6 protein-coding genes are annotated in these 6,672 nt (G+C 72.4%); 1 reads left to right on the top strand and 5 read right to left on the bottom strand.

The window, feature by feature from the left end:
- On the bottom strand, window positions 1–205 hold a 205-nt coding region (rplM, locus tag RBH18_RS28615), incomplete at its 3' end, for a 50S ribosomal protein L13 (protein WP_306213406.1).
- 670 nt (window positions 206–875) lie between these two features.
- Here rplM and RBH18_RS28610 point away from each other — a divergent pair.
- The gene (locus RBH18_RS28610) at window positions 876–2,021 is read left to right on the top strand and encodes a uroporphyrinogen-III synthase (RefSeq protein ID WP_306213405.1); all 1,146 of its coding nucleotides are present in this window, start codon (window positions 876–878) and stop codon (window positions 2,019–2,021) included.
- 12 nt (window positions 2,022–2,033) lie between these two features.
- On the opposite strand, the gene RBH18_RS28605 is transcribed toward RBH18_RS28610, so the two are convergent.
- From RBH18_RS28605 to RBH18_RS28590, 4 genes are read right to left on the bottom strand one after another with little or no spacing between them, the layout of a single operon-like run.
- Window positions 2,034–2,654, bottom strand: a complete 621-nt coding sequence (locus tag RBH18_RS28605) for a GTP-binding protein (RefSeq protein ID WP_306213403.1) — start codon at window positions 2,652–2,654, stop codon at window positions 2,034–2,036.
- Window positions 2,635–2,997 (bottom strand): DUF742 domain-containing protein, encoded by a 363-nt coding sequence (locus tag RBH18_RS28600; RefSeq protein WP_306213402.1) that lies wholly within the window; start codon window positions 2,995–2,997, stop codon window positions 2,635–2,637. Before RBH18_RS28600 ends, RBH18_RS28605 begins: the two co-directional genes overlap by 20 nt.
- A gap of 53 nt (window positions 2,998–3,050) precedes the next feature.
- The gene (locus RBH18_RS28595; protein WP_306213401.1) at window positions 3,051–3,461 is read right to left on the bottom strand and encodes a roadblock/LC7 domain-containing protein; all 411 of its coding nucleotides are present in this window, start codon (window positions 3,459–3,461) and stop codon (window positions 3,051–3,053) included.
- Window positions 3,458–6,661 carry a sensor histidine kinase gene (locus RBH18_RS28590; RefSeq protein ID WP_372338999.1) on the bottom strand — a complete coding sequence of 1,068 codons (3,204 nt, stop codon included), beginning with the start codon at window positions 6,659–6,661 and terminating at the stop codon, window positions 3,458–3,460. Before RBH18_RS28590 ends, RBH18_RS28595 begins: the two co-directional genes overlap by 4 nt.
- Window positions 6,662–6,672: the final 11 nt, after the last annotated feature.

Here is a 6,672-nt window from a genome sequence, read left to right as displayed (position 1 = left end):
GCTTGTTGCCGGTCAGGGCGACCTTGCCGGCGTTGATGATCACCACGAAGTCGCCGGTGTCGACGTGCGGTGCGAAGGTCGGCTTGTGCTTGCCGCGCAGAAGGGTCGCGGCGTGGGTGGCCAGGCGGCCCAGGACGACGTCAGAAGCGTCGATAATGTGCCACTGACGCTCGATCTCACCCGGCTTCGGGCTGTACGTACGCACAGAATTACCTTGTCTCGTCGTCGGTCTTGGGGCGCGCGCTGGTCGTAACAGGCACGACCATCAAGCGTACCCGAACGGGGACGCTCGCAGCTGTCGCACAACAGCAGGCAACAATACCCGCCAGCGCGGCGCGCGGTCAAAACGGGCTAGGAGGCCCGTCAGCCGACGGACCGCATAACTTATCGGTCCCAGGATAGGCCGTGATGCGCGGCACGCCGACAGCGGGGCACGTGATTCCACCCACCGTGACAGGGATCAAGGCCGGGGAGCGACCCCGCCGCGGCGGACGAGGACGACCCACCGACGACCGGCGCGGGCGCCGATAAGGAAGAATCGATGCCTTAGCAGGCTCGAAACATACGGGACCCGGGACCGAAATTCCCCACCGGCACGCTTCCGTCATGGCACGTGGTGAAGTCTCCCCGAAGGTGCGGTTCGCCGCGCCCCGGTTCACCACGACCTCCGAGCCACCGCCAGGGTTGAGGACGGACCTGGCGGTGCCTGCCGGCGCGGGCGACCGCATCGGCAAAGGAGAGCCGCGGCGTGTGCCGGCCGGAGGTACGGCGGGGAACGCAGGCGTGACATGGGAGCGGGTCGACGCTGAGGACGGCGGGCCCCGAGCGTGCCCTTCGGTGGACCGGCCGGCCACGCCGCGGCTTTTCACGAACACATGACGGACCGGACGGGCAGCTCGCGCAGGTCGATCCTGACGGCGTCGGCCCTGGAGGAGCCGGCGGCGTCCCTGGCGGGTTACACGATCGGGGTCACCTCCGACCATCGCCGCGACGAGCTCGCCGGCCTGCTGGAGAACAGGGGCGCCCGGGTCGTGATCGCCCCGGCCCTGCGCATCGTGCCGATCGCCGACGACGCCGAGCTGCGCGCCGCCACCCGGGCCTGCCTCGCGTCGCCACCGGACATCGTGCTGGTCAACACCGGCATCGGCATGCGGGGCTGGCTCGAGGCCGCCGAGGGCTGGGGGCTGGCGGAGCCGCTGCGCGACGTGCTCTCCCGGGCGTACCTGGTCGCTCGTGGCCCGAAGGCCCGCGCCGCGGTCCGTTCCGCCGGGTTGCAGGACAACTGGTCACCCGAGGGCGAGAGCTACGAGGAGGTCGTCGAGCACCTGACGGCCCGGGGCATCGCCGGCCTGACGGTGGCCATGCAGCTGCACGGCGAGAGCCAGCCCGAATACACGGAGGCGCTCCAGACGGCCGGCGCCCGCGTCATCGAGGTGCCCGTCTACCGATGGGCGCCACCGGTCGACCCGGCGCCACTGCACCGGCTGGTCGATCTCATCACCGGCCGGCTGGTCGACGCCGTGACCTTCACCTCCGCGCCGGCGGTCAACGCGGTGCTGCGGGCGGCGGGCGCGGGCTCCGAGGACCTGCTGCAGGCCTTGCGTACGGACGTCCTGGCGGCCTGCGTCGGCCCGGTCACCGCGGCTCCCCTGCGCAAGCACGACGTCCCGGTGGCCGCACCGTCCCGGGCCCGGATGAGCGCCCTGGTCCGGACGCTCGTCGACAAGCTCCCCCAGCGCGCCCTCAGCCTGGAGGTCGCGGGGCACGCCCTGACCCTGCGCGGCCACGCGGCGATCATCGACGGCGAGCTGCGTCCGCTGGCTCCGGCGCCCATGGCGGTCCTCCGCGCGCTCGCCACCACCCCCGGCCGGGTCCTGTCCCGGGCCGCCCTGCTGCGCGCGCTTCCCCGCGGAGCCGACGAGCACGCCGTCGAGATGGCGGTCGCGCGGCTCCGGGCCGGCCTGGGCACCCCGGGGGTTGTCCAGACCGTGGTGAAACGGGGGTACCGGCTGCCTCAGTGAGGCAGCCGGCGCTCAGCCGACCGGAGCCGGATAGCCGCGGCCCTGCTCGGCGACGAGCGTCCGCATCGCGTGCTCGACCACGCTGACCAGCACCTGCTTGACCGAGTCGCGCTGCCGCGCGTCGCACATGACGAGCGGCACCTGCGGCGAGATGGCGAGCGCCTCCCGCACCTCCTCCGGCTCGTAGCGCGGCGCGCCGTCGAAGCAGTTGAGCGCCACGATGTAGGGCAGATGCCTGTTCTCGAAGTAGTCCAGCGGGGCGAAGGCGTCCGAGATGCGGCGGGTGTCCACCAGCACCGCGGCGCCGACGGCGCCCCGGATCAGCTCGTCCCACATGAACCAGAAGCGCGTCTGGCCCGGCGTCCCGAACAGGTAGAGGATCAGGTCCTCGGCCATGGTGATGCGGCCGAAGTCCATCGCCACCGTGGTGGTCTCCTTGCCGGGCACCTTGGACGCGTCGTCGATGCCCTGCCCGGCCGAGGTCATGACGGCCTCGGTGGTCAGGGGCTCGATCTCGGAGACCGCACCGACGAGCGTCGTCTTGCCGACGCCGAAGCCACCAGCGACAACGATCTTCGCGGAGGTGATCTCCTTGGGTTGCGCCCCCGCCCGCTCAGAGCTTGCGAAGTCCACTCAACACCCTTTCCAGCAGATCCATCCGCTCCGTGAACCCTTCCTTGGGAGCGGCGCTGTGCAAAGCCAACATCCCGTCGGCGACCATGTCGGCGACGAGCACCCGGGCGGCCCCCAGCGGGAGCCTGCTGTAGGCCGCGATCTCGGCCAGCGACTGCGCCTTCGGTTCGCACAGCACGGCGATGCGATATTTGTCGTGCCCGGCGAACCGGGCTTCCTGCACGGCGGCCTGGCTCGCCACCAGGACCGCCTCGATCGGGATCTCCCGCCGTGGCTCCGTCCGGCCCCGGGTGACCGCGTACGGACGGACCAGATTGCCGCGGGGGTCGTGCGGCTGTCCCATCGGGCGGTCACCTCCTTCCGGCTGGCACGGGACACGTCAGGGACACGGGCGGATCAGCGCTGGATGACGGCCTCGCGCGGGGCCGGCACGAGGGCCGCGCCGACGCGCTCGACCAGCAGCGCCATCTCGTAGCCGACCTGGCCGACGTCGCAGCTGCGCGCCGCGAGCACGGCCATGGACGACCCGTCGCTGATGGACATCAGGAACAGGTAGCCGCTGTCCATCTCGATGATCGTCTGCTGCACCTGACCGGCGTTGAACATGCGCGACGCGCCGTCGGTCAGGCTCACGACGCCGGAGGTGATCGCGGCGAGCTGGTCGGCACGGTCCGCCGGCAGGTCCCGGGACGAGGCCAGCAGCAGGCCGTCGGCGGAGACCGCGACGACGTGGGCGATTCCGGCCACGCTGTCGGCGAAGTTGCTGAGCAGCCAGCCCATGTCCTGCATGGTGGGGGGCCTGGTCACTGTCCGTTCTCCTTCGGAGCAGGGGCGAGCGCGGCAGCTTCCTCACTGCCGGCCGTACGCCCTCGTTGCACGCCTCGGTGGTACGCAGAGAGGAGCCCGCGCACTTGGTCCGGACTGCGTCGATTCTGTTGACGCGGCACACTCTGCACCCCACCCGGGACGAGCTGGGCCTGAGGTGTCCGCTTGGGCAGCCCGGAGCGGGTGGTGTCGGTGACGTTTGGTTCTGCCGCCGCCATCGCCCGCTGCCATCCTTCGTCAGCCGCGGTCCGCCACGCGTCCTCGGCAGCTCGGCGCTGCCGCGGCACGGACGGGTTACCGCTGTCGGAACCGGCGTCGTCCGCCGGCCGGGAACCATTCTGCCCCGCATTCACGGATCGGCCACTGGCTGAAGCCGCGGGAGACACGGGAGCGGGAGAATCTTCCGCCGGAAGATCCGGCACGGGATCCGCCGAAAGGCCGGAGAACTGCTCGGGCGGGGCGCTGACGGGGGCGGCCGGCGCCTCGGTCGACAGGATCTGCGTCGTGTCGGCCGGCGCGGTCTCCGCCTCCGGCGCGGTGGTCACCGCCACGGGCTGGTTCGGCGGCGGGGCGTAGCCCGCCGTCGGCATGCTCCACTCCTCGCTCGCCGTCTCGTCACCGCCCTTGAACCAGCTCTGCTGCATCTGCAGGAAGATCGGCGCGGTCTCGGCCGGTGCCTCCGCGACCGGCTCGGGCGGCATCGCCGCCAGCGCGGCGCCCCACCCGTCCGGGTTCGGGCTCACGGGACTGTTCGCCGGCGCCTCCACCATCGGGAACGCCGTCGTGGCCGGCGCGGCGGACTCCGGCGCCGAGACAGCCGGCGACACGGGCGACGGCAGGCCCCGGTCCGCCACGCCGCGCTTGGGCAGCGCGGGCCTGTTCGGGGTGGGGAAACCCTCGCCCGGTCCGGGCAGCTGCGACGGTTGCGCCGGGAGCAGGGGATGCTTCGGTACGGCCGGCGACTGCGGCGCGGAGATGCCACTCGACCCCGCCCGGACAGCGAGCCCGTCCCGCCACGGCTCCGGCGCGATGGCCGGGAGCGTGGCGGTGGCCGCACCGGCCCGGTTGAAGCCGGTCGGGTCGTTCCACGCCGCGGGCGCCGCGTCGAGCTGCCGCGGGCCCCGGCCCGGAGGGTCGAGCGGCCGGCTGTTCGGCAGGATCACGATGCTGTTCGGCAGGATCACCTGGGCGACCGTGCCGCCCTCGATGTTGGCCCGCAGCTCGACGCGGATGCCGTAGCGACCGGCCAGCCGGCCCACGACGGCCAGGCCCATCAGGCGGAACGCGGCCACGTCGACGTCCGGCGTCTCGGCCAGGCGCCGGTTGAGGCTGTCCATCTGCTCCTCGGACATGCCGAGGCCACGGTCCTCGACCTGGATCACGACATAGTCGCGGATCCGCCGGCCGTCGGCGACCACCACCGTGTTCGGCGGCGAGAAGCGGGTCGCGTTGTCGAGCAGCTCGGCGACGAGCCGGACGACGTCGTTGACCGCGACGGCCATGATCGAGATGTCGGTGTCGACCGTGCCGAACTCGATGCGGTTGTAGAGCTCGACCTCGGACTGGGCGGCGCGCAGCGCGTCGACGACCAGGGCGTCCTCGCGGCGCGGGGCGCTGGAGTCGGCGCCGGCCAGGACCAGCAGGTTCTCGTCGTTGCGGCGCATCCGGGTGGCGAGGTGGTCGAGCTCGAAGAGCCGGGCCAGGCGCTTCGGGTCCTCCTCGGTGCGCTCGATCGTGTCGAGTTCGCCGATCATGCGGTCGACCAGGCTCTGCGAGCGGCGGGCCAGGTTGAGGAACATCGCCGAGACGGTGGTCCGCAGGGCGGCCTGCTCGGCCGCGATCCGGACAGCCTCGCGGTGGACCACGTTGAAGGCCTGCGCCACCTGGCCGACCTCGTCGCGGTTGGTGAGCCGGATCGCGTCGGGCAGCTGGTCGACGATGTCGTCGACGCCGCCGTCGCCCAGGTTGCGCACGTCGCGGAGCCGGGCCACGGCGTCGGGCAGGTCGCGGTTGGCCACCGCCAGGGCACCCTCGCGCAGCCGGCGCAGCGAGTTGTTGAGCGAGCGGGCCAGGACGACGGCCAGCGCGACGGCGACGACGAGGACCAGGAGCACCAGCCCGGCCTCGATCGCGGTCTGCTGCCCGACCTCGGAGCTCTCGTCGGCGGCCCGGGCGAGCGTCTCGCCCTCGAGCCGCTGCTCGGCCCAGCGCATCAGGTCGACGACCGCGCCGAGAGACGTGGTCACCTCGGCCGGGGGCACTGCCTCCTTGCGCGAGATGCGGGTGGCGGTCTGGTCGGCGAGGTTGACCGCGTCACCGGTGACGGTGTCGTCGATCAGCTGCTGCTGCGCCGGGGTGGCGACCAGCGAGAAGCTCTCCAGCGCCTCCTGCTGGCCGGTCTGGGTGGCGGTGAGCACGGTGAGCTGCTCGTCGCTGACGTCGCCGGCGGCGCGGGCGGCATAGGCGACCGCCTCCTGCTCGGCGGTGCCGGCCTTGGCCCGGGCGAAGGCGGAGAGGGCGCGCAGGCTGTCGGCGACGTCGCCCTCGCCCGCGTACTGGCTGAGAACCTCGTGGTAACCGATGAGGTCGGTGGTCACGACGCCGTAGCGCAGCACGGCCTCGGAGACGGCGATCTGGTCGCGGTCGACGATCTTCTTGCGGGTGGCGTCCATCAGCCGCAGGTGGTCGTCGATGCGGTTCAGCGCGGTGGCCACCACGGCGGGCGGCTCGTCGAGCTCGCGCCGGTCCGTGGTGAACTTGTCGATCCGCTCGTCACTCGCCGCGACGAGAGCGTTGTAGACCTTGCGGTCCGCCTTGGGGTTCGCCAGATACTCGGCGGCGGCCATCCGCTCCCGGTGCAGCGACTGGGTCAGATCGGACACGTCGGTGCCGAGCCGGGTCAGGTCCTCCACCCGGCCGGCGTCGACGGCCTGGCGTCCGACGTCGACCAGCCGCACGGCGGCGAGGGCGAGGACGGCGACCAGGGGCACGAAGAGGATCAGGGTCAGCTTGGAACGGATGCGGGTGTCCTGCAGACGCGGCAGCCAGCGGCGGCGCGGACGCACGGCAGCCGCCCGGAGGCCGTGCTCACCGGGGCCGGCGGCAGGAGCGCCGGGGCCGGCGGTGGAAGCGGCGGAACCCGCGGGATAGGTCGAGGCCTGGGTCGAAGATCCGGTGCTCACGACATCTCCTC

Origin of the sequence: Actinoplanes oryzae (assembly GCF_030757795.1) — a bacterium.
GTDB lineage: Bacteria > Actinomycetota > Actinomycetes > Mycobacteriales > Micromonosporaceae > Actinoplanes.
Note: the sequence above shows the minus strand (reverse complement) of the source record. Positions and strands in the feature narration are given on the sequence as shown.

Bases quoted from the DNA above. Each gene is read 5' to 3' on its own strand.
- RBH18_RS28610 (WP_306213405.1), top strand. From the start codon at position 876: ATGACGGACCGGACGGGCAGCTCGCGCAGGTCGATCCTGACGGCGTCG.
- RBH18_RS28600 (WP_306213402.1), bottom strand. From the start codon at position 2,997: ATGGGACAGCCGCACGACCCCCGCGGCAATCTGGTCCGTCCGTACGCG.